This is a genomic window from Streptacidiphilus sp. MAP5-3 (genome assembly GCF_041262505.1).
GTDB lineage: Bacteria > Actinomycetota > Actinomycetes > Streptomycetales > Streptomycetaceae > Streptacidiphilus.
In genome coordinates, this window is sequence record NZ_JBGCCL010000006.1 from 122,045 (window position 1) to 148,494 (window position 26,450).

Annotated in this window: 19 protein-coding genes, 4 tRNA genes and 1 riboswitch; of the genes, 14 read left to right on the top strand and 9 right to left on the bottom strand. The window is 71.0% G+C overall.

Going from position 1 to position 26,450, the window contains the following annotated elements; all coding sequences use genetic code 11:
- Window positions 1–287 precede the first annotated feature (287 nt).
- From ABH928_RS12155 to ABH928_RS12165, 3 genes are all read right to left on the bottom strand, one after another.
- Window positions 288–809 (bottom strand): ATP-binding protein, encoded by a 522-nt coding sequence (locus tag ABH928_RS12155; protein WP_370065228.1) that lies wholly within the window; start codon window positions 807–809, stop codon window positions 288–290.
- A gap of 251 nt (window positions 810–1,060) precedes the next feature.
- The gene (locus tag ABH928_RS12160; protein ID WP_370065230.1) at window positions 1,061–1,885 is read right to left on the bottom strand and encodes a glycerophosphodiester phosphodiesterase; all 825 of its coding nucleotides are present in this window, start codon (window positions 1,883–1,885) and stop codon (window positions 1,061–1,063) included.
- 158 nt (window positions 1,886–2,043) lie between these two features.
- On the bottom strand, window positions 2,044–3,486 hold the full coding sequence (locus tag ABH928_RS12165) for a cytosine permease (RefSeq protein WP_370065232.1): 1,443 nt from the start codon (window positions 3,484–3,486) through the stop codon (window positions 2,044–2,046).
- Window positions 3,485–3,613: riboswitch (TPP riboswitch) on the bottom strand. (Overlaps the previous gene by 2 nt.)
- A 344-nt stretch (window positions 3,614–3,957) precedes the next feature.
- Between ABH928_RS12165 and ABH928_RS12170 the strand changes: the two genes are divergently transcribed.
- Both ABH928_RS12170 and ABH928_RS12175 read left to right on the top strand, forming a co-directional pair.
- Window positions 3,958–5,505: a S1C family serine protease gene (locus tag ABH928_RS12170; protein WP_370065234.1), complete on the top strand. Its 1,548-nt coding sequence runs from the start codon at window positions 3,958–3,960 to the stop codon at window positions 5,503–5,505.
- Window positions 5,506–5,571: 66 nt separating this feature from the next.
- Window positions 5,572–5,658: transfer RNA gene (locus tag ABH928_RS12175), tRNA-Ser, on the top strand.
- A 70-nt stretch (window positions 5,659–5,728) separates the two neighbouring features.
- Here the strand turns inward: ABH928_RS12175 and ABH928_RS12180 are convergent.
- Complete coding sequence (locus ABH928_RS12180) at window positions 5,729–7,423, bottom strand: DEAD/DEAH box helicase (protein ID WP_370065236.1); 1,695 nt, start codon at window positions 7,421–7,423, stop codon at window positions 5,729–5,731.
- A gap of 314 nt (window positions 7,424–7,737) precedes the next feature.
- On the opposite strand from ABH928_RS12180, the gene ABH928_RS12185 reads away from it, so the two are divergent.
- From ABH928_RS12185 to ABH928_RS12210, 6 genes are all read left to right on the top strand, one after another.
- On the top strand, window positions 7,738–8,040 hold the full coding sequence (locus tag ABH928_RS12185) for a hypothetical protein (protein ID WP_196195968.1): 303 nt from the start codon (window positions 7,738–7,740) through the stop codon (window positions 8,038–8,040).
- Between the two features lie 138 nt (window positions 8,041–8,178).
- Window positions 8,179–9,552: an OB-fold domain-containing protein gene (locus ABH928_RS12190; RefSeq protein ID WP_370065239.1), complete on the top strand. Its 1,374-nt coding sequence runs from the start codon at window positions 8,179–8,181 to the stop codon at window positions 9,550–9,552.
- Complete coding sequence (locus ABH928_RS12195; RefSeq protein ID WP_370065241.1) at window positions 9,549–10,733, top strand: lipid-transfer protein; 1,185 nt, start codon at window positions 9,549–9,551, stop codon at window positions 10,731–10,733. Before ABH928_RS12190 ends, ABH928_RS12195 begins: the two co-directional genes overlap by 4 nt.
- 41 nt (window positions 10,734–10,774) lie before the next feature.
- Window positions 10,775–11,836, top strand: coding sequence for a GNAT family N-acetyltransferase (locus tag ABH928_RS12200; RefSeq protein WP_370065243.1), 1,062 nt, complete (start codon window positions 10,775–10,777; stop codon window positions 11,834–11,836).
- 94 nt (window positions 11,837–11,930) lie between these two features.
- Window positions 11,931–12,788 (top strand): DUF1906 domain-containing protein, encoded by an 858-nt coding sequence (locus tag ABH928_RS12205; RefSeq protein ID WP_370065245.1) that lies wholly within the window; start codon window positions 11,931–11,933, stop codon window positions 12,786–12,788.
- A 312-nt stretch (window positions 12,789–13,100) separates the two neighbouring features.
- Window positions 13,101–14,789 carry a long-chain fatty acid--CoA ligase gene (locus ABH928_RS12210; protein ID WP_370065247.1) on the top strand — a complete coding sequence of 563 codons (1,689 nt, stop codon included), beginning with the start codon at window positions 13,101–13,103 and terminating at the stop codon, window positions 14,787–14,789.
- 80 nt (window positions 14,790–14,869) lie between these two features.
- On the opposite strand, the gene ABH928_RS12215 is transcribed toward ABH928_RS12210, so the two are convergent.
- Complete coding sequence (locus tag ABH928_RS12215) at window positions 14,870–15,373, bottom strand: NUDIX domain-containing protein (RefSeq protein WP_370065249.1); 504 nt, start codon at window positions 15,371–15,373, stop codon at window positions 14,870–14,872.
- A 436-nt stretch (window positions 15,374–15,809) separates the two neighbouring features.
- Here ABH928_RS12215 and ABH928_RS12220 point away from each other — a divergent pair, with 436 nt between their 5' ends.
- Window positions 15,810–16,766, top strand: a complete 957-nt coding sequence (locus tag ABH928_RS12220; RefSeq protein ID WP_370065251.1) for a hypothetical protein — start codon at window positions 15,810–15,812, stop codon at window positions 16,764–16,766.
- A 76-nt stretch (window positions 16,767–16,842) separates the two neighbouring features.
- On the opposite strand, the gene ABH928_RS12225 is transcribed toward ABH928_RS12220, so the two are convergent.
- Window positions 16,843–20,736 carry a PAS domain-containing protein gene (locus tag ABH928_RS12225; protein WP_370065253.1) on the bottom strand — a complete coding sequence of 1,298 codons (3,894 nt, stop codon included), beginning with the start codon at window positions 20,734–20,736 and terminating at the stop codon, window positions 16,843–16,845.
- 231 nt (window positions 20,737–20,967) lie between these two features.
- On the opposite strand from ABH928_RS12225, the gene ABH928_RS12230 reads away from it, so the two are divergent.
- From ABH928_RS12230 to ABH928_RS12245, 4 genes are all read left to right on the top strand, one after another.
- A tRNA-Ser gene (locus ABH928_RS12230) sits at window positions 20,968–21,058 on the top strand.
- 329 nt (window positions 21,059–21,387) lie between these two features.
- Window positions 21,388–21,460 (top strand) — tRNA-Arg (locus ABH928_RS12235).
- Between the two features lie 450 nt (window positions 21,461–21,910).
- The gene (locus ABH928_RS12240; RefSeq protein ID WP_370065255.1) at window positions 21,911–24,040 is read left to right on the top strand and encodes a DUF4157 domain-containing protein; all 2,130 of its coding nucleotides are present in this window, start codon (window positions 21,911–21,913) and stop codon (window positions 24,038–24,040) included.
- 58 nt (window positions 24,041–24,098) lie between these two features.
- Window positions 24,099–24,174, top strand: a tRNA-Arg gene (locus tag ABH928_RS12245).
- 66 nt (window positions 24,175–24,240) lie between these two features.
- Here ABH928_RS12245 and ABH928_RS12250 read toward each other — a convergent pair.
- Genes ABH928_RS12250 through ABH928_RS12260 form a run of 3 tightly spaced genes read right to left on the bottom strand, consistent with a single transcriptional unit; the run spans window position 24,241 to window position 25,856 of the window.
- The gene (locus ABH928_RS12250; RefSeq protein ID WP_370065257.1) at window positions 24,241–24,651 is read right to left on the bottom strand and encodes an arsenate reductase ArsC; all 411 of its coding nucleotides are present in this window, start codon (window positions 24,649–24,651) and stop codon (window positions 24,241–24,243) included.
- A 54-nt stretch (window positions 24,652–24,705) separates the two neighbouring features.
- Window positions 24,706–25,464: an aquaporin gene (locus ABH928_RS12255; RefSeq protein ID WP_370065259.1), complete on the bottom strand. Its 759-nt coding sequence runs from the start codon at window positions 25,462–25,464 to the stop codon at window positions 24,706–24,708.
- On the bottom strand, window positions 25,461–25,856 hold the full coding sequence (locus tag ABH928_RS12260) for an ArsR/SmtB family transcription factor (RefSeq protein ID WP_370065261.1): 396 nt from the start codon (window positions 25,854–25,856) through the stop codon (window positions 25,461–25,463). The genes ABH928_RS12255 and ABH928_RS12260 overlap by 4 nt, the downstream gene beginning before the upstream one ends.
- A gap of 103 nt (window positions 25,857–25,959) precedes the next feature.
- On the opposite strand from ABH928_RS12260, the gene ABH928_RS12265 reads away from it, so the two are divergent.
- On the top strand, window positions 25,960–26,424 hold the full coding sequence (locus ABH928_RS12265; protein WP_370065263.1) for an ArsI/CadI family heavy metal resistance metalloenzyme: 465 nt from the start codon (window positions 25,960–25,962) through the stop codon (window positions 26,422–26,424).
- Window positions 26,425–26,450: the final 26 nt, after the last annotated feature.

The window sequence follows — 26,450 nt, forward strand, 5'->3', positions numbered from 1 at the left end:
TACTCCCGGTGGAACGGAACGGAACTGATTCCCTCCGGGAGAGCGTACGGGTCTGACGGTGGGCCCGTTGTCCGTCTGCCGCTGCGGCACCCTGCGGCTTCGCCGCGTGGGCGCGACTGCCTGGATGTTCGCTGCCGCAGGTAGTTGCAATCACCTCAGGGGCGCGAGGAACTGCGCGACCCACGCAGGTGGAGCCCCGAACGTTCAGGGCCATCCGCTCATCCGTGGTTTCTCGCGCAGTTCCCCGCGCCCCTGATGGTGCAACTTCCCCGTGTGCCAAGATTGATTCAGCTCGCGGCCGCCGCGGTCTCCGCCTCCGCGTCCCTGCGTGCGTGGCGTGCGCGGACGCGCAACACCGCCCACACCGTCACCTCGCCGGGCGCGTCGCGGACGCCCCACTCCGAGGCGAGTTGGCCGACAATCCCCAGGCCGCGTCCACCCCGTGCGGTCAGGGACGGGGCCGACCGCCGCGGGCGGGTGGGTCCGCCGCCGTCCGTCACCTCGACGGTCAGCAGCCCGTCGCTGTGCAGTTCCCAGCCGACCAGGACCTCTTCCTGCTCCTCCGCCAGCGTCCCCATGAGCCCCGCCGCGAGCCCGCGTTCCCGCTCCAGCGGTCTCGCGTGCCTGCACGCGTTGCTGAGCAACTCCGAGAGGATCAGTACCGCGTCGTCTATCACGCCCTCGGGCACCAGGTGCTCACCGAGATCCTCGCGCAACCTACGACGTGCCGTCCGTACGCTCTCCGGACCATGTGGCACTGCCATGGTCGACGAAGAAGTCGGCACCTCATGCGCCACCACCACGGCCACCCCCGGACCTCCTCCTTCGTCTTGCGCCAGGGTGTGAATGCCCGGTAAGGGCAAGTCGAAAACGGAAAACTGCGCACCTTGGCGGGCTTTCCGGGGGCTCGAAGAGGGCGCGCACAGCGCATTTCACAGCGCGTCACCGAATAGTGACGCTACGCATTCGACTACGGGTTCGGAATGGCATTCCAGCCACGACCCAGAGGAATTTCCAGCCATTCCGGAGCATCCTGTGCATCCATCGGCCGGTATGGGTCCTATCTCCCGAGTTGGTCCAACACCCGCCGCGGATGGTTGGTGATGATCGCCTCGACGCCCAGCCGCAGGCAGAGCTCGACGTCCTCCGGCTCGTCCACCGTCCAGACATGGACCCGCTGTCCGGCACGGTGCAGGGCCGCCACGTAGCCGGGGTTGGCGCGGATCACGTCGATACCGGGACCGGCGATCCGCGCGCCGTGCGGCAGCGAACCGTCGCGGAGCCACGGCAGCACCCGCTCCATCAGGAAGACCGTCGGCAGTTCCGGCGCCATCTGGCGGATCCGCCGCAGTGAGAGCTGCGAGAAGCTCATCACCCGTACCGGGGAGGGGCCTTCGCCCTTGGAGGGGACGAGGCCGAACCGGCCCAGCAGCTCCATCAGCCGCTTCTCGACCAGCCCGGCGTAGCGGGTGGGGTGCTTGGTCTCGATCGCCAGCTCGATGTGACGGCCGGCGTCGGCGTGGAGTTCGAGCAGGCGCTCCAAGGTGAGCACCGACGTGTGGTCGGCCGAGGTCCAGTCGGTCTCCTCGATGTCGCCCGCCTTCCAGCCGCCGAAGTCGAGTTCGGAGAGCTGAGCGAGTTCGAGCGTGGAGACGACGCCACGTCCGTTCGAGGTCCGGTTGACCGTGCGGTCGTGGACGCAGACGAGGTGACCGTCGGCGGTCAGCCGGACGTCGCACTCCAGTCCGTCCGCGCCCTGCTCGATCGCCAGCTTGTACGCGGCGAGCGTGTGCTCGGCGTAGGTGCCGGAAGCGCCGCGGTGGGCGATGACGCGGGTGGTGGACCGGTAGGGGACGGACACGGTCGGGCCTGGCTGGGGGTGCACGTCCCCACGATAGGCGGCGTGCGTGTACCGCAGGTGAACGCGGTCGCCGTCCCCAACCGTGTCACGCCTCCCATGTCATGGCTCCGCGTCACGCCTCCCGCGTGACGCCTTTTGCGGCAGGCCTCCCCGGTCAGGCCTCCCGCGTCACACCTCCCGGGTCACGCCTCCTGCGCGGCGTCCTCCGCCGGGCCGTCCTCCGCCTGGCCCGGCTCCGCGTCGGCGGGGCCCGTCGCGTCGGCCTGCTTCCGCAGCACCGGGGTCAGCGCCAAGGTCACCGCGCCCGCCGCGAGGAAGGAGAAGAGCGACGCCGAGGTCCAGAACGTCGGATGGATGTGGGTGTCCGCCTGCGCGTCCGCCCAGAAGTTGGTCCACCACGACCAGGGGAACGCGGCCGGCGAGATCAGCTCGTACAGCAGGAAGCCGATCGCCCACGGCAGTAGCACCAGCCAGCGCGTCGGCGCCTGCTCGGACATGTCCCAGCCGTCCCGGCCGCGGCCGAGGAAGAAGTCGACCGCCAGCACCGCCAGCAGCGGAACGAAGACCGCGCCGATCAGACCGAGGAAGGTCTGGTAGTTCGCGCCGAGCGTGGTCACCTTGAGCGCGACCGCCGTGACCAGCACGCCGATCCCGCCGGCCAGCCAGCGCCGGTCCACCCTCGGGAAGAGGTTGTGCAGCGACATCGCGGTCGAGTAGACGTTCGCGAAGGACTGGTCGGCCTCGCGCAGCACCAGCACCAGGAAGAAGATCCACCCGGCGGTCAGCCCGGTGAAGGTGGAGAAGATCTTGTTCGGGTCGCCGCCGACCTGGGTCAGCGCGATCGCGCCGACGATGTAGCACCAGATCTGCGCGACGGTGTAGCCGGTGAAGGTGCCCCAGAACGAGCCCTTCACGGTCCGCGAGTGCCGGGTGTAGTCGGCGGCCAGCGGCACGAAGGAGATCGAGACCGCGATCACGTAGTCGGTCGCGGAGAGGAAGCCGTTCCAGTTGCTCCCACCGGGGTTGTGCACGCCGTGGCGGACCAGCTGGATGGTGAAGAAGAGCATCGACACGCCGACCGCGATCGCGACGTAGCGGCGCAGCACTGCGATCGAGCCCAGCGGTCGGATCGTCATCGCCGTCGTCAGCGCCCCGGCCGCCAGCACGTAGACCCAGCGCGGAATGCCGCCGTAGAGCGCCTGCGCGCCCTGGGTGATCACGGTCAGCTCGTAGACGCCCCAGCCGACGCACTGGATGATGTTGAGCACCGTCGGCACGTAGGAGAGCTTCGTGCCGAAGAGCCCGCGCAGCACGGCCATGGCGGGCGCGCCGGTCCGCGTGCCGATGATCGCCGCCAGCGCGAGCATCAGCGTGCCGATGACCGTGCCGACCACGATCGCCGTGAACGAGGCGGCCAGCGCCAGGTTCTTGTTGCTGGAGTTGACCATCACCGTCGCGGCGCTGGAGAAGCCGATCAGGCTGACGCCGAGGTTGGCCCAGAGCGCGCCCTGCTCGCGGAAGCCGAGGGTGCGCGGCGGCGCGGTGTCGAGGACGAGCGGAGCCTCGGCCGCGTGTGCGGACGCCGCGCCCAGGTGGTCGGGGTCGTGCTGAAGGGTTGCGGACATGGCCGTCTGCAGAGCTCCCTACGCCGGCATTACCCGGTCAGGTTCAGGCGGTCGGCTGCCCTGCCGCGTCCTGCGGCCTGCTGCCCTCTCAGCCTGGAGTGAGGTCCAAGCTCCCGCGCATATGAATACGTATGAATATGGTGCAGGTTCAGCACGCGTCGCCGCGCGCTGGTACGTGTTTTCGAGGCATGGTACGGCTTGTACGGTGACCGTCCAAGGCCTGTCCAGGGGCTGGGCGTCCGGTGGGGACGCTGGTCGGGCCTCTCCGCAGCCGGTTTTGGGCCCTGCTGGATCCGGGCGGATCCGGGTGGATCACGGCGGATCGGGGCGGAACAGGGCGGGAACAGCCCGGGAACACGGCGGTGGCCGGAGTGCGGCCGGGGTGCCACGCGCACGGCTGGGACTTACGATGCCCCGACAGCGTCTGCGGAATGCTAGGGCCCGTTGGTCCGGTATCAAGGAGGTCGATTCGTGAGCACCGAGCACGAGGGTGGGCCCGACGGGTCGGAACGCCCCGCCCCCGATGCGACTCCGGCGGATCGTCCGGCGGAGCAGGCGCCCGCGAGTACCCCGGTCGCGCCCCCGGCCGACCCCGACCTCGCCGGCTTCCCCGCACCCCCGGCGCGCCTGCCGGTCGCGGACCAGCCGCCGACGGCTCCGGCCGAGCCTGCGGCACCGGCCGCGCCGATCCCGCCCTTCGTCGAGCCGCCCGCTCCGGCGCCCGCTCCTCCTGTTGCACCGGCGCCGGTCTCTGCCCCTGCTCCGATGGTCGAGGCTCCCTCCGGGCCGCCGCAGCCTCCGCAGCAGCCGCCGATCTGGCAGACCGCGCCCATGCCGCCGCTCCCGGACGCCCCGGTCGGTCCCTTCGGGGCGGGCCAGATCGTCGAGAAGCCCAGGTCGGCGGGGAGCCGTCGTGGCGTGTTCATCGCGCTGCTCGCCGCCACGGCGATCGTCGCGGGCGCGGTCGGCGGCGGTATCGGCTCCTGGTTGGAGGGCCGCAACACCGCCGGTTCCAGCACCACGGTGACCGCCGCCAGCAACCCGAACGGCCTCAGTCGACCGGCGGGCTCCATCGCCGCGATCGCGGCCAAGGCGCTGCCGAGCGTGGTCACCATCGAGGCCAGCGGCTCCTCCGAGTCCGGCACGGGCACCGGCTTCGTCTTCGACACCCAGGGCCACATCCTCACCAACAACCACGTCGTCGCCCCTTCGATCGGCGGCGGCAAGCTCACGGTGAAGTTCGCCGACGGGTCGAGCTACAACGCGTCCGTCGTGGGGCGCGCCCAGGGTTACGACGTCGCGGTGATCAAGCTCGACTCGGTTCCCAAGGAAAAGCTGGTCCCGCTCCCGCTCGGTGACTCCGAGGCGGTCCAGGTCGGCGACACCACCATCGCCATCGGCGCGCCGTTCGGGCTCTCCGGCACGGTCACCTCGGGCATCGTCAGCGCCAAGAACCGCCCGGTCGCCTCCGGCGACCAGTCCACCTCGCAGACGTCCTACATGAACGCGCTGCAGACGGACGCGTCGATCAACCCGGGCAACTCGGGCGGGCCGCTGATGAACGCCGAAGGCCAGGTCATCGGCATCGACTCGGCGATCCAGTCCACCAGCTCGAGCACGAGCGGCGGCCAGTCCGGCAGCATCGGCCTGGGCTTCGCGATCCCGATCAACCAGGCCAAGTGGGTCGCCTCCCAGCTGATCCAGACGGGCATCCCGGTCTACCCGATCCTCGGCGTCCTCCGCGACGACAGCTACCAGGGCAACGGCGCGAAGATCTCCTCCACCCCGGTCCAGGGCACCCCGGCCGTCACCCCCGGAGGCCCGGCCGACCAGGCCGGCCTGAAGCCGGGCGACGTGATCACCCAGCTCGACGGCGTCCTGATCGACTCCGGCCCGACCCTCGTCAGCGAGATCTGGGCCCACCACCCGGGCGACAAGGTCAACGTCGTCTACACCCGCAACGGCCAGTCCCACACGACCACGGTCACCCTGGGCAAGCGGGTCGGCGACAACCAGTAATCATCGCCACACGGCCCCGAAGTCGTGAGAAGATCCCTGGCGTGGACGAGGAGATCGCCCACACCAGGAGTCTTGCCCGAGCGGCCTAAGGGAACGGTCTTGAAAACCGTCGTGGCAGTGATGTCACCGTGGGTTCAAATCCCACAGACTCCGCCGAGGAACAGCCCCTGACCAGCAACAACGGTCGGGGGCTGTGTCATGTCCTCGTGCGGCGCGGGGGTGGTCAGCGGCGCTGCTCCCGCTCGCGGCGGACGTTCGCCTTGCGGCCCTTGATGGTCGCGCCGCGCAGGGCGCGGATCACGGACTCGGCCGCGTTCTCGGGCACCTCGACCAGGGAGAAGCGGTCGGCGATCTCGATCGAGCCGATCTCCCGTCCGCTCAGCCGTGACTCCCCGGCGATGGCTCCCACCAGGTCCTGCGGTCGGATACCCGCGCTGCGGCCGACGCCGACGAACAGGCGGGTCATCCCCTGGGAGGGCCGGCCGCCGCCCTTGCGCCCGCGCGGGGTGCGCTCACGGCCCCGTTCCGTCGGCGCCACCTCGGGGATCTCCTCCTCGTCGAAGGCGGCGCCACCCGACTCATGGGCCAGCTTCACCGCGGCCAGCGCGACATCCATGATGTCGAACTCGTCCGCCAGGCTCTCCACCACCACCCGGAACCGGTCCAGGTCCTCGTCCTCGAGGACGCTCTCGTAGAGCGCGGCCCGGGTCAGCTCCAGGCGCCTGGCCCGCAGATCAGCGACCGAGGGCACCTTCTCCACCGGGATCCTGCGCCCGGTCGCCCGCTCGATCGACTTGAGCATCCGGTGCTCGCGCGGTTCCGCCAGCGTGACGGCCACGCCCTCGCGGCCCGCGCGGCCGACCCGGCCGATCCGGTGCACGTAGGACTCCGTGGCGGAGGGCACGTCGTAGTTGATCACATGGGTGAGGTGCTCGACGTCGATGCCCCGCGCGGCGACGTCGGTGGCGACCAGCAGGTCCGCGGTCCCGCCGCGCAGCCGCGCCATCACCCGGTCCCGCTGCTCCTGGCTCAGGCCGCCGTGCAGCGCCTCGGCCCGGTAGCCGCGCCCGTTGAGGCTCTCGGCGAGCTGGTCGACCTGCTCACGGGTCCGGCAGAAGACGATGGCCGCTTCCGGAGCCTCCACGTCCAGAATCCTGCCGAGCGCGGCGGGCTTCTGCGGCCGGGCCACCACATAAGCGGTCTCCCTGACGCTCGGGGCCTCGCCAGGGGCCGGGGCCTCCCGCTCGATCTGCACCCTTACCGGATCACGGAGATGACGCCGCGCCATGGAGTCGATCCGGGAGGGCATGGTCGCGGAGAACAGCACGGTCTGGCGCTCCTCGGGCGCGCTCTCCAGGATGGCGGTGATGTCCTCGGCGAAGCCCATGTCGAGCATCTCGTCGGCCTCGTCGAGCACGACCGTCTCGACGTCGTGGAGACGCAGGGTCCCACGGGAGATGTGATCGAGGGCCCGGCCCGGGGTCGCCACGACCACGTCGACCCCCTGCTCCAGGGCGCGCAGCTGCCGACCGATGGGCTGGCCGCCGTAGACGGGCAGGACGCGGGCGCCCAGTTCGCTGCCGTAGCGGTGCACGGCCTCGGACACCTGGATGGCCAGCTCCCTGGTGGGCACGAGCACCAGCGCGGCCGGCCCGGACCGCTTGCCCTCCCGCCGGGAGAGGCGCTGCAGCACCGGCAGGGCGAAGGCGGCGGTCTTCCCGGTGCCGGTGGCGGCCTGGCCCAGCAGGTCGCTGCCCGCCAGCAGGGGAGGAACGGCCTCGCGCTGGATCGGGGTGGGCTCCTCGTAGCCCAGAGCGGAAAGCGCCCGCAGGAGCTGCGGAGCGAGGCCCAGGGCGGCGAAGTCGGCCTCTTCGGCGGCGGCTTCGGTGCCGGCACGGGGACTGGCGCCTGTCGTCATCGTGGTTCCTCCGGACTCGTGCAGAGGGGGACATGCGACCTACAGATTGTCCCTCCCACGGCCTGGTGTCACATTCCGGCCGGGCCTACGACGGGCGTCGGGACGCCTGCGGAGCCCGGAGGATTCGGCGGCCGGGAACGGGGCAGGTGGCCCGCCCGGGCGTGCTTCATGCATCGACTTCCCCGGTCCACACCAAAGGGCGAAATGGCCCGGGAGGTCTGGTTCTTTGTCGATTCATTGAGGAATTCTGATGGTGCGACGTCGCAGTCCGCACTCGGAAGTCCGCAGTAGTCAGCAGCACTCAGGAGGACCGCATGTCCCGTATCCGCACCGCTCTCGTCGCTGTTCCGCTCGCCGCCGCCGCGCTGGTCATCGGGGCCGGGGTGGCGTCCGCCGACTCCAACGGGGCCTTTGCGGGTGGTGGGTCGAACAGCAGCATCGTGAACGACAACGGCACCGGCAACCTCTCCGGCTGGGTCGACGGGAACTCGAACTGGACTCAGCAGACGGCCACTGGTTCGGGTGCGTCGAACGCGAACAACACGCTGGGGGTGAAGGACAACAGCGGAGCGGTCTTCGCCGACCAGTCGAACACGAACGTCCGCATCATCTTCTGAACCGTTTTCTGATGATGCGTCACTCATGAGCGCCGACAAGGCGCAGCACGGCAGCGCAGGGCCCCGGGGATCGCGCCGACCCGGGGCCCTGCCTCGTTGTCTTGACAGCCGCAACGGATCTGACGCAGTGTCAGATCCGTGGACTTCCAGAACTGGACCGGCCTTCCCTCGGTGAGCGGCGGTGTCGCACCCGACCCCGTCAACGCGCCGATGATCCGCCACTGGTGCGAGGCGATGGGTGATGCCAACCCCGCCTACGCCGGCGCCGACGCCGTGGCGCCGCCCGCGATGCTGCAGGCGTGGACGCTGCCAGGGCTGGGCGGACCACGGTCGCCCAACGGCGGTCGCAGCGAGCACTTCGACGCGCTCATGGCCGCGTTGGAGGCGGCCGGCTGCACCTCCGTCGTCGCGACCGACTGCGAGCAGGAGTACCGGCGTCCGCTGCGGATCGGGGAGCGGGTGCTCTTCGACGCGGTGATCGAGTCCGTCTCGGACGAGAAGCGGACCGCGCTGGGCACGGGCCACTTCGTCACCACCAGGATGGACCTGCGCGCCTACGACGAGGCGGCCGGCGAGAAGCCCGGGGACGCGACGCCGCTGGGCTCGCACCGGTTCCGGATCCTGAAGTTCATACCGGTCGACAGGGCGAGCGGGCCTGAGCAAGGCGAGCCGGAGGGCGCGAAGGCGAAGCCGGTGCGCCCCCGGCCCGTGGTCAACCGCGACAACGCCGGGTTCTGGGACGGCGTGGCCGCCGGCGAGCTGCGGTTCCAGCGGTGCGACGACTGCGGCACGGCACGTTTTCCCTGGCTGGCGGGCTGCAACGCCTGCGGCAGCGACCGTTGGCGGGCCGAGGCCGCGTCCGGCGAAGGCGTCGTCTACTCCAAGGTCACCGTCCACCACCCCCTGCCCGCCGCGTTCGGCAAGCCCTACGCGGTCGCGTTGGTCGAACTCGCCGAGGGCGTACGGATCGTGAGCAACATGGTGGACGTCCCGCCGGAGCAGGTGTCGATCGGGATGCCCGTGCGGCTCGGATTCCAGCGCTTCGACGACGAGTTGGAGTTGCCCGTCTTCCACCCGTCCGGTCCCGACCAACTGCCGCCGCTACGCGTTCCAGTCACGCGGACGCTGGTCGTCGCCGGTGCAATTGCCTCGCGGGACTACCAGGACGTGCACCACGACGCCGAGTTGGCGCGGGCCAAGGGTGCTCCGGACATCTTCATGAACATCCTGACCACCAACGGCCTGGTCGGCCGGTACGTCACCGACTGGGCCGGGCCCGACGCGCGGATCGAGGCGATCGCGATCCGGCTCGGGGTTCCTGCCTATCCCGGCGACGACCTGCGGTTCAGCGGCGAGGTGACCGAGCGAGGCGGAGACGGACGGCACCTTGTGCTCGTGGTACGCGGGCGCAACCGCCTCGGCGTGCATGTCAGCGGGACGGTCCGGCTGGTGCTCGGAGAGCAGTCGTCGGGAGAGGGCCACGGACAACGGGACCAGGAGGAGGGCGCATGAGTCTGCACCGGGCCGACAGCCTCGGCGGGCGGGCCGCGATCGTCGGGATCGGGGCGACCGAGTTCTCCAAGGCATCCGGCCGCAGCGAGTTGAAGCTTGCGGTCGAGGCCGTCCACGCCGCCCTCGACGACGCCGGGCTGACTCCCGCCGACGTCGACGGGATGGTCAGCTTCACCATGGACACCAACCCCGAGATCACCGTCGCCCAGGCGGCCGGGATCGGAGAGCTGTCGTTCTTCAGCCGGATCCACTACGGCGGCGGTGCCGCCTGCGCGACCGTGCAGCAGGCGGCGATGGCGGTGGCGACCGGGGTGGCCGAGGTCGTGGTCTGCTACCGGGCGTTCAACGAACGCTCCGGGCACCGGTTCGGGTCCGGGCTGCAGGCACGACAGCCGTCGGCCGAGGGCGTGGCGATGGGCTGGACGATGCCCTACGGGCTGCTCACCCCGGCCTCCTGGGTCGCCCTGCACGCCGCCCGCTACCTGCACACGTACGGCCTGACGCCGGACGCCTTCGGTCCGGTCGCCGTCGCGGACCGGCGGCACGCGGCGACCAACCCGGCCGCGTACTTCTACCAGCGGCCGATCACCCTCGAAGACCACGCCGCCTCGCGCTGGATCGTCGAGCCGCTGCGCCTGCTGGACTGCTGCCAGGAGACGGACGGCGGCCAGGCGATCGTGGTCACCTCGGTGGAGCGCGCCCGGGACCTGCCGCATCCGCCCGCCGTCGTCGCGGCGGCGGCCCAGGGCGCGGGCCGGGCGCAGGAGGCGATGACCAGCTTCTACCGCGACGATCTCACCGGCCTGCCCGAAATGGGCGTGGTGGCCCGGCAGTTGTGGCGCACCAGCGGCCTGCGGCCCGACGAGGTCGACACCGCCGTGCTCTACGACCACTTCACGCCGTTCGTGCTGATGCAGTTGGAGGAGTTCGGCTTCTGCGGCAGGGGCGAGGCCGCCGATTTCGCCGCCGGAGGCGCGCTGGAGCTGGGCGGGCGGCTGCCGGTCAACACCCATGGCGGACAACTGGGCGAGGCGTACCTCCACGGGATGAACGGCATCGCCGAGGGGGTCCGGCAGGTGCGCGGCAGCTCGGTCAACCAGGTCGCGGGCGCGGAGAAGGTGCTGGTCACGGCCGGGACCGGGGTGCCGACCTCGGGGCTGGTGCTGACGGCGGACCGGTAAATCCTTTGCTGTGTCCACAGCCGAGGTCGACAATCCGAACCATGAGCGCTGACCGAGCAGCCGACCGTGCAGGCGAGGCCCCGAGCGACTACGTCTGGCGTCCGATCGGGACCGCCGACGTGACTGCCTGGGTGCGGCTGATCGACGCGATCGAGGCGGACCAGCAGACCGACGACAACTTCTCGGAGCAGGACCTGCTCGAGGACTTCGACAGTCCCAACCAGGACTACCCGCGCGGCAGCATGAGCGTCTGGGACGGCGACCGCATGGTCGGCTTCGCTGTGCTGATCGCCAGGAGTGCGACCAACCCGGTGCACGAGTCCCGGCAGCGGGGCGGGGTCGACCCGGAGTACCGAGGCCGGGGCATCGGTACGGAGTTGCTGCGCTGGGCGGAGCGTGCGGCGCTGCCGCTGCACGAGGAGCGCTTCCCGGGGTGCGCGTTGGCGCTGAACTCGGGCTGCCCGGTCGACGCGGAGCCGACCATGGAGCTGTTCCACCGGCTCGGCTACGAGCAGATCCGGTGGTTCCACGACATGAAGGTCGCCGACCTGGCCGAGGCGGTGGCCGGCTTGCCCCCGACGCCCGCGCCCCGCGGCGTCGTGGTCAGGCAGTTCACGTCGCAGCGGTCGGCGGACGCGCTGCGGGTGCGCAACGACTCCTTCCGCGACCACTTCGACTACACGCCCATGGACCCGGAGAGCTGGGCCCGCTTCGTCGAGGGTTCCGCGTTCCGTGCGCAGTACAGCCTCGTCGCCTACGACGAGGCCGGCGGAGCGCCGCTGGGGATCGTGCTCGGCGAGGAGTTCGAGAAGCAGCGGCAGGTCACCGGCAAGCGCAACCTCTACGTCGCCCTGGTCGGCACGGCACGCGCGGGCCGCAAGCGCGGCATCGCGTCGGCGCTGCTCACGCACGTGCTGCGGATCGCGCAGGCGGACGGCTTCGACACCGCCTCGCTCGGCGTCGACGCCGACTCGCCCACCGGCGCGCCCTCCGTCTACGAGCGGGTCGGCTTCCGGCCCGCGAAGACCTGGGTGGCCCAGCGCAAGCTGATCAAGGCAGCGGAGGCGGCGGAGGCGGACGCGTCGGGAAGTGCGGAGGGCTGACGGTCCAGCATGGGGTAAGGAGTCTCCAGACGGTAATGTCCTTACTCGGGCGTGGCATATCGTCAGATAACGGACAATCAGCTCACGATCGGATGTGACCAAACCGCGAACCGCTCTGCGCTCTCTTCTCTGCACGATGCTCGCGCTGCTCTCCGTACCGGCGCTGGCATCCCCGACCCAGGCCGCCGAGCCCGTGTACAGAGGACCACAGGTCTTCCACGGGCAGGCCTTCGACACCTGCTCGGCACCGGCTCTCTCGCTGCTCCGCGCCTGGCGGAGATCCTCGCCCTACGGCGCGCTCGGCATCTACATCGGCGGCATCAACCGCGGCTGCGCGCAGCCCCGGCTCAACCGCGCGTATGTGCAGCAGGCCACCGCCATGGGCTGGCGGCTGCTCCCCCTCTACGTCGGCGCGCAGGCCCCGTGCGTCGCCAGCCCGCACGGCCGGGGCGAGCGGATCGGCTACTGGTCCGGTTTCAACCAGGGCCAGAGCGAGGGTGCGGACGCGGTCAGGGCGGCTCGCGCACTCGGACTGGGCGCGTCGAGCCCGATCTACCTGGACATGGAGGCGTACGTGCGCGACCGGGGCAGGTGCAGCCTGGCCGTGCTCCGCTACACCACGGCGTGGTCCCGCGCGGTGCACTCCGGCGGCTACCTGGCGGGCTTCTACAGCTCCGCCAACTCCGGCGTGGCGGACCTGGCGTCCCTCTCCGCCTACCGGGAGGCGGCGCTGACCAGTACCGCCCAGCAGAACGGCCTGCCGGACGTGATCTGGTACGCGCGCTGGGACCGCCGCAACTCGACGGACGGCTACCACGCGCTCGGCGCGAGCCAGTGGTCCGGGCACCGGAGGTTGCACCAGTACCTCGCCAACCACGTCGAGGACCACGGCGGTCAGGGCCTGCTGATCGACCGCAACGCGGTCGACGGGCCCGTCGCCGTCGTCGGCTGACTGGTCACTGGTCACTGGTCACTGCTCACTGGTGACTGCGGATTGCGGACCTGCGGATCTGTGGACGGCTGACTGCGGACCTGCGGACGGATGACCGCTGAGCGCAGCGGGGGCATTGTGCGGCCGCACCCGTATCCGGGCTGATGGTCGGCGCCCCGGCCATTGCCTGGGGCCCTGGTGGGGACGAGAATCTCCCGGTACGCCCCTACTCGCCAGTAGGACGCGCGGCCGAGGCCGCCCGGACCACCATGGTGGGAGGAGGGGGAGTCGGCTCCGACCGGCTCAGGCCAGGTCAGGTCAAGGAGGACCCAGGTGCTCAGCACGATGCAGGACGTTCCGCTCACCGTAGGCCGGATCCTGGCCCACGGTTCGACCTTCCACGGCGGATCGACCGTGGCCACCTGGAACGGTGAGAGCACCGAGAGCCGGACCTTCGCCGAGGTCGGGGCCCGTGCCGCGCAGCTTGCCCACGCGCTCCGCGACGAGTTGGGCGTCACCGGTGACCAGCGCGTCGCCACCCTGATGTGGAACAACACCGAGCACCAGGAGATCTACCTGGCGGTGCCGTCGATGGGCGCGGTCCTGCACACGCTCAACCTGCGCCTGCCCGCCGCCCAGCTCTCCTTCATCATCAACCACGCCGGCGACCACGCGATCCTTGTCAACAGCACCCTGCTGCCGATGCTGGCACCGCTGCTGCCGCAGCTCCAGCCGACGCTGCGTCATGTCGTGGTTGTGGGACCGGCGGACGCCGGGAGCATGGCGCTGCTGGACGGCTTCGCCGCACGCGGCATCGCGATCCACACCTACGAGGAGCTGATCGCCGACCGGCCGACCAGCTACCCCTTCCCGACCGACCTGGACGAACGCACCGCCGCCGCGATGTGCTACACCTCCGGCACCACGGGCGACCCCAAGGGCGTCGTCTACAGCCACCGGTCGATCTACCTGCACTGCCTCCAGGTCATCTCCGCCGAGGACTTCGCGCTCACCTCCGCCGACAAGGCGCTGACCGTCGTCCCGATGTTCCACGTCAACGCCTGGGGCCTGCCGCACGCCGCGTTCATGGTCGGCACCTCGCTGCTGATGCCGGACCGGTTCCTGCAGCCCAAGCCGCTGGCGCAGATGATCCAGGCGGAGCGGCCGACGGTCAGCGCCGCCGTGCCGACCATCTGGACCGGCCTGCTGGGCGAGCTGGACGCGAACCCCTATGACACCTCGTCGCTGAGCCGCGTCGTGATCGGCGGCTCCGCCTGCCCGCCGTCCCTGATGAAGGCGTTCGAGGAGCGCCATCGGATCACCCTGGTCCACGCCTGGGGCATGACCGAGACCTCGCCGCTGGGCTCCTTCGCCCTGCCGCCGGGCGGGCTGACCGCCGAGGAGGAGTGGCCCTACCGCCTCACCCAGGGCCGCTTCCCGGCCTCCGTCGAGCCCCGGATCATCGGCCCCGACGGCCGCCCCGCCCCGCACGACGGCGTCAGCACGGGCGAGTTGGAGGTCCGCGGTCCGTGGATCGCCGGGTCCTACTACGGCGACGAGCAGCTCTCCTCGGACAAGTTCAGCGAGGACGGCTGGCTCCGCACCGGCGACGTCGGCACCATCAGCCCCGACGGCTTCCTGACCTTGACCGACCGCGCCAAGGACGTCATCAAGTCCGGCGGCGAGTGGATCTCCAGCGTCGAGCTTGAGAACCATCTGATGGCCCACCCCGACGTCCTGGAGGCCGCCGTCGTCGCCGTCCCGGACGAGAAGTGGGGCGAACGCCCCCTCGCCACCGTCGTCCTCCGCCCGGACACCACCATCGGCTTCGCCGACCTCCGCGCCTTCCTCGCCGAGCGCGTCGCCTCCTGGCAACTCCCGGAGCGCTGGTCCGTGATCGAGTCGGTCCCGAAGACGAGCGTGGGGAAGTTCGACAAGAAGGTCATCCGCGCCGAGTACGCGGCGGGCGAGTTGGACGTCACCTGGGACGACACCAAGCCAGGCAAGGGCGGGCAGGGCTGAGCCTGCTCGCTACTGCTGAGCTGCTGGAGTGTTCCGGCGGTCACCGGTGGTTCAGGTGGCCGCCGAACCGGACCGCTCGTTCATTGGGACCCCCAGGAGTCCACCGAGACCTGCGGTCCGTCGTGAAGGTACCGGGTCAGCGCACTGCCGGTAGTGGGCACGAAGGCTTCCGGGATCTCGTTCGTAGCCACCCACGCGACCTGCGCGTGCTTCTCCGGCTCGCCGTTGGTGAGGTTGCCGGACCAGCGGTGAGCAGCAAAGACGACGGTCAGGAAACCGTTGGGTGCTTCGACCCCGCGAGCCCCGTGAATGACGTGGGCCAGTCGGAGATCATCCACGGCAACCACCAGGCCGGTTTCCTCCTTGAGCTCGCGCACGGCCGTCTCGGTGATGGGTTCCCCAGGCTCGCTCTTACCGACGGGAAGGTCCCACATGCCTTGCGCGAACTTTGCCTTGGGGCCGCGTTGGATCAGGACGACCCGCTGACTCTCAAGGTCGTGGACGATGACGGCGGCGACCAGCAGGGTCATCGACTCGGTTGCAGGCTTGAGGGCGGTGGGCTGGTCGGCGGTCTGCTGGACCACGTCGGTGGGTCCTTCCGGCGGTGCGGGTGCTAGAACAGTGCCTCGCGTGCGCGGCGCTCCAGGTCGGTTGCTCCTGGGACTCCGCGTCTAAGGTAGGTCGCCAGGCTGTCGCCGAGGGCGTTACTACGCCCCCTGACGCGGCCCACTGGCCACTAACGCCGAAGGCCCGAACTGCCGGTGTAGTCCGGGCCTTCGGCCTCGTCAGGCTTTGGCGGTCTGCCTGATCCCCGCGGGGTCTTGTCGGAGTGACGTCACCACAGCCCGCTCGTGGTCCAGTTGTGCGACCTTGGGCAGGTACGTGATCGCGGGCTGTTGCGAGGCGGTGACATCAGCCTCACAGTTCCACGACCTTCCGTTGACACGATTCTCACATCGCACGGAGCGGCAACTGCGGTTTCCGGCTCGCGACCACCGCCGTACCAGGGGAGACACCGCCATGACCGTTCGTCATCGCCGCACCGCTGCCGCCGTCGTCATCGCTGCAGCCGCCGTGGCCGGCGCGCTTGCGCCCACCGTCGCCGACGCGGCCTCGCGCGGTATGTCCACCGCGGCCCCGACGTTCGCCATCAGTGCCGCGAGCAACGGTGTGAGCGCGGCCAACGGGCTGACCATCAGCGACGGCTCGCCGTGGGTCATGATCGACGGCAAGTGGGTCGACTTCGGCACCGACGTCCGCGACCTCGCCTGGAACCCGAGCGGCACCAAGGCCGCGTTCGTCGACAGCTTCGGCAACCTGGACGTCGCGAACCCGAACGGCAGCGGCCGCGTCGTCGTGGCCAAGAACCCCGGTGGGCAGATCTGGTCCCACCCCACCTGGCAGGTCGCGAAGGCAGATTCGGCGGACGGGATCCCCGGCAAGGACAACCTGATCTTCGTCTCCTCGAAGAGCGGCACCACGCGCCTGGAGACCGTCGCCGCCACCGCGCACGGTGGCTCGCCCGCCCTGCTGTCGCTGAACCCGTACGCCGGGGAGTCCGGTCTGCCCATGACCGAGAACAACTGGCCGAACTCGGGCGGCACCTACGGCTCGATCGTGTACGACAACACCCACACCGGTGACGTCTACATCCGCGACGACTACATCCGCCAGCAGGGCAGTGAGGTCTTCCAGGGCTCCGAGCCCGGGCTCTCCCCCAACGGCGACGAGGTCGTCTTCGTCCGCTCCGTCGGCGGCCACGACCACATCTTCGAGGGGACCTTCTCCGGCTCGAAGCCCGTCGTCCAGGACCTCACGCCGCACGCCACGACCAACTACACCGAGCCGACCTTCTCGGCCAACGGCGCCGACATCGCCTTCCGCACCCCGACCGGCACCGACGTCATGCTCGACCACGGCCGCGGCGGACCGGTCCAGGTCACCACCCACGCGGGTCTCCCCGCCTACCAGGGCTGACGGGCCTGGCCTGAGCGACCTCGAACCGGGACTGATGCGCTTCGCATCGGTCCCGGTTCGTTGATGTGACGCTCCGTCAGGCCTCGCCCAGGGAGCCGATCTTGCCCAGAAGGTCGACGATGCGCGCCTGGACCTCCGGGGAGGTGGAGCGTTCGGCGAGGAAGAGCACGGTCTCGCCCGAGCGCAGGCCCGCGCGCTGTTCCGCGCCGTCCACAGAGGTGTAGACGACGAGGGGCGTGCGGTGGAGCCGGTTGTTGCTGCGCAGCCAGTCGACGATGCCCATCCGGCGACGGCGGATCAGCATCAGGTCCATCACCACGAGGTTGGGCTGCACGCTGCCAGCGCGCGAGACCGCGTCGTTCTCCGACGCCGCGTGCTCGACGTGCATGCCGCGCCGTTCCAGCGTCGCCGTGAAGGCGGCGGTGATGTGCGGGTCCTGTTCGACCAGCAGGACGCGGGGCGCGTGGCGTTCGCTGTCGCGCGGCGCGAGGGCGCGCAGCAGGACGGCAGGGTCCGCGCCGTACGCGGCCTCCGGGGTGGCCTGGCCGAGGCCGGCGGTGACCAGCACCGGCACGTTGGCGTCCCCGGCGGCGGTGCGCAGCGACTGCAACGCGGTCCGGGTGATCGGCCCGGTCAGCGGGTCGACGAAGAGCGCCGCCGGGTAGCCGGTGACCTGCGCGTCGACCTCCTCGCGGGAGCGGACGATGACGGGTCGGTAGCCGCGGTCCTGGAGCGCCTGACGGGTCGACGGATCCGGTTCCGGCCAGACCAGCAGCCGTCGCGGATGGCCGTCGGAGGCGGGGGTGACCATGGTCGGGTAGTCGGCGCCGGCGATGAACTCAGGGCCGCTCTCGGCGGTCGGGCCGTTGTCGTTCAGCGGCGGTTGTTGCTGGTGTCCCTGCTGCTGCGGGAGGTGGGACTGCGGTCCGCCCAGCGGATCCTGGTGACCACCCGTCAGCTGTGTTCCCTTGGGCGGCGTCTGCACCGACTGGAGCGGCGACTGGGACAGGCTCATCACGCCGGTGTTGCCGCCGAGCGTGCCTCCGCTGCCGGGCGGCAGCGGGATCGGGGCGCCGCCGTGCAGGCCGTTGCCGCGCTGACGGGCCTGCGACGGCACGCCCGGCCCGAGGGCGAGCGGGCCGCGCTGCTGGCCCGGCTGGTCCTGGGGCGCGTCCTGGCCGCCCTGCAGTTGCCCCTGCGCCTGCCCCTGCGCCTGCCCCTGGCCCTGCGCCTGCGCCTGCGCCTGGTGCGCGGCGTGCGCGCGACGGCGCTGTGCTGGAGCCTGTGCCGAGGCCTGGGACGGGTTCTGGTTCGGGTGCCGGCCCTGCTGCTGCCCCTGGTTGGGGGCCTGGTTCGGGTCGTGGCCTTGGCCGTTCAGGGAGTTGAGGCCGTTGCCCTGCTGCTGCGCCTGGCCGCCGAAGCGTCCGCCGAACGGCTCTGGCAGGGTTGAGTCGGCGTGGGGGAGGTCGCTGTCCGGCGACATCTCCGGTAGGCCCATCTGCTGCACCGGCTCCAGCGCCGCCGAGGCGGCGGGAGGCGCGGCGTCACCCGTCGCCGGGCCGAGGGCCAGACGCCGACGCCGGCCGTTGCCGCCGTTGGGCGCGCGGCGCGGTTCGGGCTGCACGATGCTCCCGGCCGGGGGCAGCGCGTGCTCCAGCCCTGGGTAGACGGGCCCGCCGATCAGGCCCGGGAACTCGCCCGAGCCGGAGCCCTGCGCGCCGTCGGCGGCCTGGCCCTGCGCGTGCGCCTTTGCCTGCGCTTCGGCTGCAGCGGCTGCTGCTTCCGCTTCGGCCTCGGCCTGTGCCTGGGCGGCGGAGCGCGGCGGGCGGACCACCTCGGGTGCGGGCAGGCGGTTGCGTCGGCGCGACCGGTCGGTGCCCTGGGACGGCGTGTCCGTGGCCGGGGCCTCCGCCGATCCGGCTGCGGCTGCGGCCGCCTCCCGTTCCGTCGCGGCGCCGCCCTCGTCCTGGGAGGACAGCCCGGGGGGCAACGCGGGCAGTCCGGCCCCGTCCGAGGTCCCGTCGGCCGGCTCGGCGGCGGTCGCGGCGTTCCGGGTGTTCCCGGCCTGGGCGGCCTTCCCGGCCTTGGCCGCGGCGCGCCCCGTCCGGCCCTCACGGCGTTCGCCGGTGCCGTCCTCGTGTCCCTCGCGGCCCTCGCGGCCCTCGCCGATGGCGGCGAGCTCCGGCGGCAGGTCCGGCAGGATCGCCGTCGCGTTCTCGCCGGGCGCGGGCAGGGGGCGGGTCACGGCCACGTTCTCCGGGTCGAGCGGCAGCTCGACCACGTAGGTCAGCCCCTCGCGCCCGGGGAGTTCGTACGACTGCAGCACGCCGCCGTGGTGCTCCACCACGCCGCGTGCGATGGGCAGGTGGGCCGCCCCGCCGCCGACGCCGGGGCCGCGGATCTCGATCCGGGCCACCTCGCCGCGCTGCGCTGCCGCTATCACCACGGCCGTCTCAGGGCCGTTGCCCCGGTGACGCCGTCCGGAGAGCCCGGACGCCATGCCGACTGCCATGCCGAACAGGTCGCTGCCGCGTCCGTTGCTGCCCCGCGCGCCGGCGCCGCGTCCGCCGCTGTTCCGGCCACCGTTGCCGCCCCGGTGACCGGAGCCGCCGTCGCCGTCCTCGCCGTTCGACGCCGTCGACGCCGACTCCGTCGGGAGGGCCACGTCCGCGATCAGGTGCGCGACCGCCCCTGCCAGCCGCTTCTCGTCCACCTCGACCTCGACCGGCGAGGGGTGCACGGAGAACTCGACCCGGCCCTCGCCCAGGATGGTCGTGGCCTCGGCGATCGCCTCGTTGAGCACCTTCTCCAGCGCGACCGGTTCGCGCTGCAGCTGCTCCTGGCCTGCATCCAGCGCGGCGTCGAAGCGCTGGTACTCCAGCACCCCGTCGAGCAGTTGCGAGGTGCGGCGGCACTCGTCGGCGAGGCGGCGCAGCACCCAGTTCGCCTCCGGCCACAGCTGGCCTGCGGGGTCGCGGGCGAGTTGCTCCAGCGTCTCGTTCAGCCGGTCCAGCGGGCTGCGCAGCTCCTGCTCCATCACGGCGGTCAGGTGGTCGTGGCGGGCTTCGAGGGCCAGGTACGCGGTCCGGTCGGTGAACGTCATCACCGCGCCGACGAACTGCTCCCCGTCCCGCACCGGTGCGGTGGACAGCTCGACCGTCACCGGCTTTCCGTCCTTGCGCCACAGCGTCGCCGAGCGGACCCGGTGACGGCGGCCCGAGCTCAGCGTGTCCGTCAGCGGTGACTCCTCGGGCGGCAGCGGCGAGCCGTCCGCGCGGGAGTGCATCACCAGCGGCAGCAGCTCCTGGCCGCCCAGCTCACCGGCCCGGTGGCCGAGGATGTGCGCGGCGGCCGGGTTGACCAGCACCACCCGGCCGTCGGTGTCGACGCCGACGACGCCCTCGGCCGCGGCGCGCAGGATCATCTCGGTCTGCTTGTGCTGACGGCGCAGCTCGGCCTCGACCTCGAGCCGGGGCTGGAGGTCGCGCACCACGATCAGCAGCAGTTCGCGTTCGCTCGGCGAGGCGATGGTCACAGTCGCGCCGTAGTAGCCGCCGCCCCCGCCGAGGCTGCTGCTCCCGAGGCCGCCGCCGAGTCCGTTGCCGCCACCGGACGCGTAGGTCCGTCCGTCGTCCTCGAACTCCGCGGCCTGCACCTCGACCGGGAACGCCGACCCGTCCGTGCGCCGTGCGGTCATCCGCACGGGTGCGTCGTCGTCCCCGTCCGACCCGTCGCCGCGGCTGTTGCCGCGCGGGCGCATCGATCCGGGGATCCGACTCGGGTCGAAATCCGGGAGTAGGTCCAGCACGCCCCGTCCGACCAGCGACGTCCCAGGGGCCTGCATGCTCTGCACCGCTGCGTCGTTGGCGTCGACAACGGTGCCGTTGCTGTTCACCAGCAACAAGGCGTCGGGGAGGGCGTCGAGTATCGCGGCGAGGCGAGCAGTGCCTCGGGTCGGCCTGCTGCTCACGACGGGAGGTCCTCCTAGCTCGCATCCGTGCTGCCTTGCTGGCTGGATCCCGGACGAGCGGGCACCGGACGGGTCCGACGCCGGGATTCGGCCAGCTAGCACTATCGCATTGTTTTTGCGATCGCGGCGACCTGCCTAGTAACGTTGTCGAGGGTTAGCCGCGACCCCCAGGGTTGTGGCATCATCCATGCAGACGGTCGTGATCGCCAGTCGGTGAGCACGAGCGCCTGAGGAGGCTTCGCCTAGTCCGGTCTATGGCGCCGCACTGCTAATGCGGTTTGGGCCTTAAAGCCCATCGAGGGTTCAAATCCCTCAGCCTCCGCTCCCTGAGCAAGGCCCCGACCTGTCACACAGGTCGGGGCCTTCGCTGTTTGTGGCGGTGTGTGAATGTTTGCGTCGCCTCTTGTGCGCTCGGGGGTGTCGCGGGGCCCAGCTGCCTGGACGCTCTGCGCGCGGGCTCCTCGCCGTCGCGTCCTGTGCGGCGTCGCGCGGCGGCCGGGCCTCGGTGCGTCAGTCGCAGGTGGGGCTGGGTGACGGCGGTGCGAATAGTCGATTTCGTCTCCGGCTGGAGGTCGTGTAATGTTCTTCCCGTGAGGCCGCGAGGGGCGGACGAGAGAAAGCCCTGAGAGACCGAGCAAGACAACAGAACAGGCGCTCGTAGCTCAACGGATAGAGCATTTGACTACGGATCAAAAGGTTGCAGGTTCGAATCCTGCCGAGCGCACAAGATCAGAAGCCCCGCACTGAACAGTGCGGGGCTTCTGGCGTCATGGGGTGATTGCATCCGTGGGTTGAGAGCCCGGTAGCGGGGATGTGTCGCAGGTCTCAGGCGCGGAGTCGATGTCCCCGCAGCGCGAAGGCAAGGGCCCACCCACCCACGTCCCGGTCGGGCCCACGTGGCACGCCCGGCGGTCGCCGACGCTCCGTGGACAGTGGTCGACGCTCCGTCAACTACGGGCGGCCCCTTCGTCTCTTCCGGCGGCACAGCCCGTAGCCGCCGATTCTTGTGCGGCTGGAAGCATTGCAACTACCGTGATATGTCCCCTTGTTGGTACAGCGCCCCGGACTGAGGATCGCGATGAGCACGTACGAGGACAAGCGAACCGACAGGCAGCGGCCAGCTCGATCGTCGGGACGAGCGCCACAGCCGTCGTCCGCCGCACCGTCGACATGGGTGGGATCGCTGCAAGGGACGGTCGGCAACGCCGCCGTGGTCCAGATGCTGCAGCGCTCGGGACGTCCCTCCGAAACGGACTCCCAAGCGGACGCCGGGGCGGCGATCCAGGAAGTGACGTCCAGGAGCGGGGCCCCGCTGGATCCGGTGAAGCGGCAGCAGGCCGAGTCGGTGTTCCGGGAGGACTTCTCCGCCGTACGCCTGCACACCGACGCGGTGGCCCAGCGGTCCGCGGCGAGCGTGGGTGCGCGTGCGTACACCGTGGGCAACGCGATCGTTTCCGGGACGGGCACGGTCGACGACCGGACTCTGTTCCACGAGCTGACCCACGTCTCGCAGCAGCGCAAGGGACCCGTCGCGGGCACCGACCGCGGCGACGGCGTGCGCGTTTCGGACCCGGGGGACCCTTTCGAACGGGCGGCGAGCGCCAACGAGCGTCTGGCTGACGCCCCCGCGCCCGTGCAGCGCTGCGCCGAGGGCGGCCATGCGCACGAGGGTCCCGACCCGGCGGTTCAGCGCAGCGCCGCGCAGCCGGCCACCGTGCAGCGCATGCGGGGGAACGGCGACCAGCAGGACGCAGCCGCCCAGCCCCGCCGCAGGGTGCTGGTCGTCTGCGACGAGAGCGGTCTGGGGCTCGGGGGGGTTCCGGTCTTCAACATGGAGCTGGTCAAGGGGCTCAACCACGACCACGACGTCACGCTGCTCACGGTCGACGACCACGAGGACTACGACCACGCGAAGACGACCCGCCAGCACGGCGGCGCGAGGATCGTCAACGCCCTGGTGCCCGGCGTGAAGGAGGGCCGCGACCGGCTCGACGTCCTGGCCGAGGGCGCTCCGGCCGAGCACGGCCTGCCTGCGGCGGATGACGCGTTCGACATGGTCATCGGCCACTCCCGCTTCTCCGGTCCCGCCGCGCAGAAGATCCGTGACTCCTGGTACCCGGGCGCGCGGGTGGTGCACTTCCTGCACACCAGCCCGGCGCGGCTGGACAAGATCAAGCGTCAGCCGGAGAAGGGCGCCAAGAAGGCCACCACGGAACGCAAGTTGATGCACAAGGCCGACCTGGTGGCCGGCGTCGGTCCGCTGCTCGCGAGGGAGGCCGAGCGGCTGTCGGAGCAGATCCTGCGGGTCCCCGCGCTGCACGGCTTCGTGCCGGGAACCGAGATCGGGACTCCGGTCGAGCCGTCGATGCTCAACAAGGCCAAGTACCTTCTGCACCTGCCGAGGAAGCTGAAGCTGCTGCTCCCCGGACGCGCCACGGACGAGATCAAGGGGGTCGAGGCCGCTGTCCAGGCCATCGGGATCCTGCGCCGCCCGCGCGCCCAGGGCGGCCACGGTCTTGACGTCCGCCTGACGATCCGCGGCGGACCGGACCCGGAGAAGAACGCGGCCGAGCACGCCAAGTGGATGTCCATCATCAGCGCGGAAGGCGAGGGCGGCGTCACCATGCTTCCCTTCAGCAAGAACCCCGCGGATCTGGAGAACGACCGGGAGCGCACGCACGCGCTGATCATGCCCTCGCTGCACGAGGGCTTCGGGCTGGTCGCCACCGAGGCGGCGGGACGCAGCATCCCGGTCCTCGTCAACGGGGAGAGCGGTGCGGCGCAGTTCCTGAAGCAGGTGACCGACTACAGCGACAGCATGACGGTCGACGCGCCCTTCAACATCGACGCCGAGAGTGGCCACGAGGTCGACGGCGGCGGGGACCAGCGGGCACAGGCGTGGGCCGCGGCCATCGCCACGCTGCACCGAAGGCTTCCGGCCGCGCGCGGTGACGCCGACCGGCTCTACGAGACGCTGAAGAGCTTCACCTGGCGCCACGCCGCCCAGGCGCTGGTGACGGCGACCATGGCGACCGCCGAGCCGCTGCGGGCCGGGGAGCACCCCGAGCAGCACCCGCACCACGGTGCGGTCACCCAACAGGGCCCGGGCGGCAGCGTGGAGAAGCTCAAGGACCGGACCGACTGGGAGCCCCACGACTTCTGGGACGGCTCGACCCCGGAACCGACCAACGGGCTCCGGAGCGAGGCGGAGCAACTCGCCCGACTGTCCGAACTGGCCGGAGTCCTGGACCTGAGCGGAGCACCCGCGGCACCGTCGTCGGTCGAACGGCGACCGAGGAGGTAGATCGAGGCAATCGGTCGGCCCCACCGGTGGTCGTGTAATGTTCTACCCGTAGCGCCACGCGCTCGTAGCTCAACGGATAGAGCATTTGACTACGGATCAAAAGGTTGCAGGTTCGAATCCTGCCGAGCGCACCAGCCGTGAGGCCCCTCCCGAATCGAACGGGAGGGGCCTCCAGCAGTTTTCGGAGGCTGCGCGGCGTGCTACCCCGCGACGCCGAGCTCGGTGAGCAGGCCGCGGATGCGCCGCTCGATCTCGTCCCGGATGGGGCGGACGGCGGCCACGCCCCGGCCCGCCGGATCGTCGAGCTTCCAGTCCAGGTAGCGCTTGCCTGGGAAGACCGGGCAGGCGTCCCCGCAGCCCATGGTGATCACGACGTCGGAGGCCTGCACGGCCTCGGTGGTGAGAACCTTCGGCCGCCTGGCGGAGAGGTCGATGCCCACCTCGGCCATGGCCTCGACCACGGCGGGATTGACCGCGTCGGCGGGCGCGGAACCGGCCGACAGCACCTCCGCCCGGTCACCGGCGAGGTGCGCGAGGAAGGCGGCGGCCATCTGCGACCGGCCTGCGTTGTGTACGCAGACGAAGAGCACGGTCGGGCGTTGCTGGCGCACGGGACGTCTCGATTCCGGGAGCGGGGGCTAGCGGGGACTAGCGGTGGGAGTGGGTTATCGCTGGGAGTGGGCGAGTTCGCGCTCGTCCCCAGGCGCTGCGGGCGTCGCTGCGGGGCCGGGAGCGGCGGGCTCGCGGCGGCCGAACACCACGCCCACCAGGGCCAGGCCGACGGCGGCGCCGACGAGTTGGGCTGCGACGAAGGCCGGGGCGGACGCGGGCGCGATCCCGGCGAAGGTGTTGCTGAACATCCGCCCGACGGTCACGGCCGGGTTGGCGAAGCTGGTGGAGGAGGTGAACCAGTAGGCAGCGCCGATCCACGCCGCCACCGCGAGCGGCGCGAAGCGGTCGCGACCGGTGCGGCCGAGGCCGAAGATCAGCCAGACCAACCCGGCGGTCGCCACTCCCTCGGCGAGCCAGAGGTGCCCCGCCGAACGGTGGTGCGTCGACCACGCCACGAGCGGCTCGGCGAACATCGCGTTGGCGAGCACGGCACCGCCGATCGCTCCGGCGGTCTGCGCGAGTGCGTAGACGCCGACCTCACGCAGGTCGGGGCCGGACCCGTCGCGACGGCCGTGCCACCAAGCGGCAAGCGTGACAGCGGGGTTGAAGTGCGCCCCGGAGACCGGGCCGATCAACGCGATCAGCACGGCGAGGCCGAAGACGGTCGCCAGGCAGTTCGCCAGCAGTTGCAGGCCGACGTCCGGGGTCAGCTCGGTGGCCTGGATGCCCGAACCGATCACGACGGCGACGAGCACGCCGGTCCCGACGGCTTCGGCGGCAGCCCGACGGGCGAGAGAGGCGGGAGCTGTCATCTCGCGCTGCCGTCCGCGGTCGGCGGAGTGTCCGCAGGAGCCTGGAGCAGGCTGGAGAGTTTGGCCAGGGCAGCAGGCAGCACCCAGTAGTAGACCCAGGTCCCGCGCCGCTCGCTGCCGACCAGACCGGCTTCGCGCAGCACCTTCAGGTGGTGGGAGATGGTGGGCTGGGAGACGTCGAACGGTCCGGTCAGTTCGCAGACGCAGGCCTCGCCGCCCGCGAAGGACGCGATCAGCGACAGCAGCCGCAGCCGGATCGGGTCCGACAGGGCCTTGAACATGTGGGCCAGGTCGACGGCGGCCACCTCGTCCAGCGGCTCGCGGACCATCGGCGAGCAGCAGACGCCCGCGTCCTGGTCCGGGTCGACGACCGTCAGCTCTGAATTCGACATGTGTCTATGTTGACATCCATCGATCCAGCGAGGCAAGCTCGGCTGTATCGACGGCTGTCGAAACAAGCTGATCCCAGACTGCTCACGACCGTGGAGGTCCGCCATGTCCCGCGTCCAGCTCGCCCTCAACGTCGCCGACCTCGACGCGTCGGTGGCGTTCTACTCCCAGCTGTTCGGCACCGAGCCCGCCAAGCGCCGCCCCGGCTACGCGAACTTCGCCATCGCCGAACCGCCGCTCAAGCTCGTCCTGATCGAGGGAGAGCCGGGCCAGCAGACCCGCCTCGACCACCTGGGCGTCGAGGTCGCCACCACCGCCGACGTCACCGCGGCCACCACCCGCCTCAAGGACGCCGGCCTCGCCACCTTCGAGGAGAACGACACCTCGTGCTGCTACGCCCTCCAGGACAAGGTCTGGGTGCACGGCCCCGGCCGGGAACCGTGGGAGGTCTACGTCGTCAAGGCCGACGCGGACAACCTGGGCAAGACCCCGCTCCCGATCGCCGCCGGCTGCTGCACCAGCCAGACGACGCAGCCGCCCGCCGCCGCCGAGTGCGCCTGCGGAAGCTGACCGCGCCCCTGCTTCCGCCGCGCCCG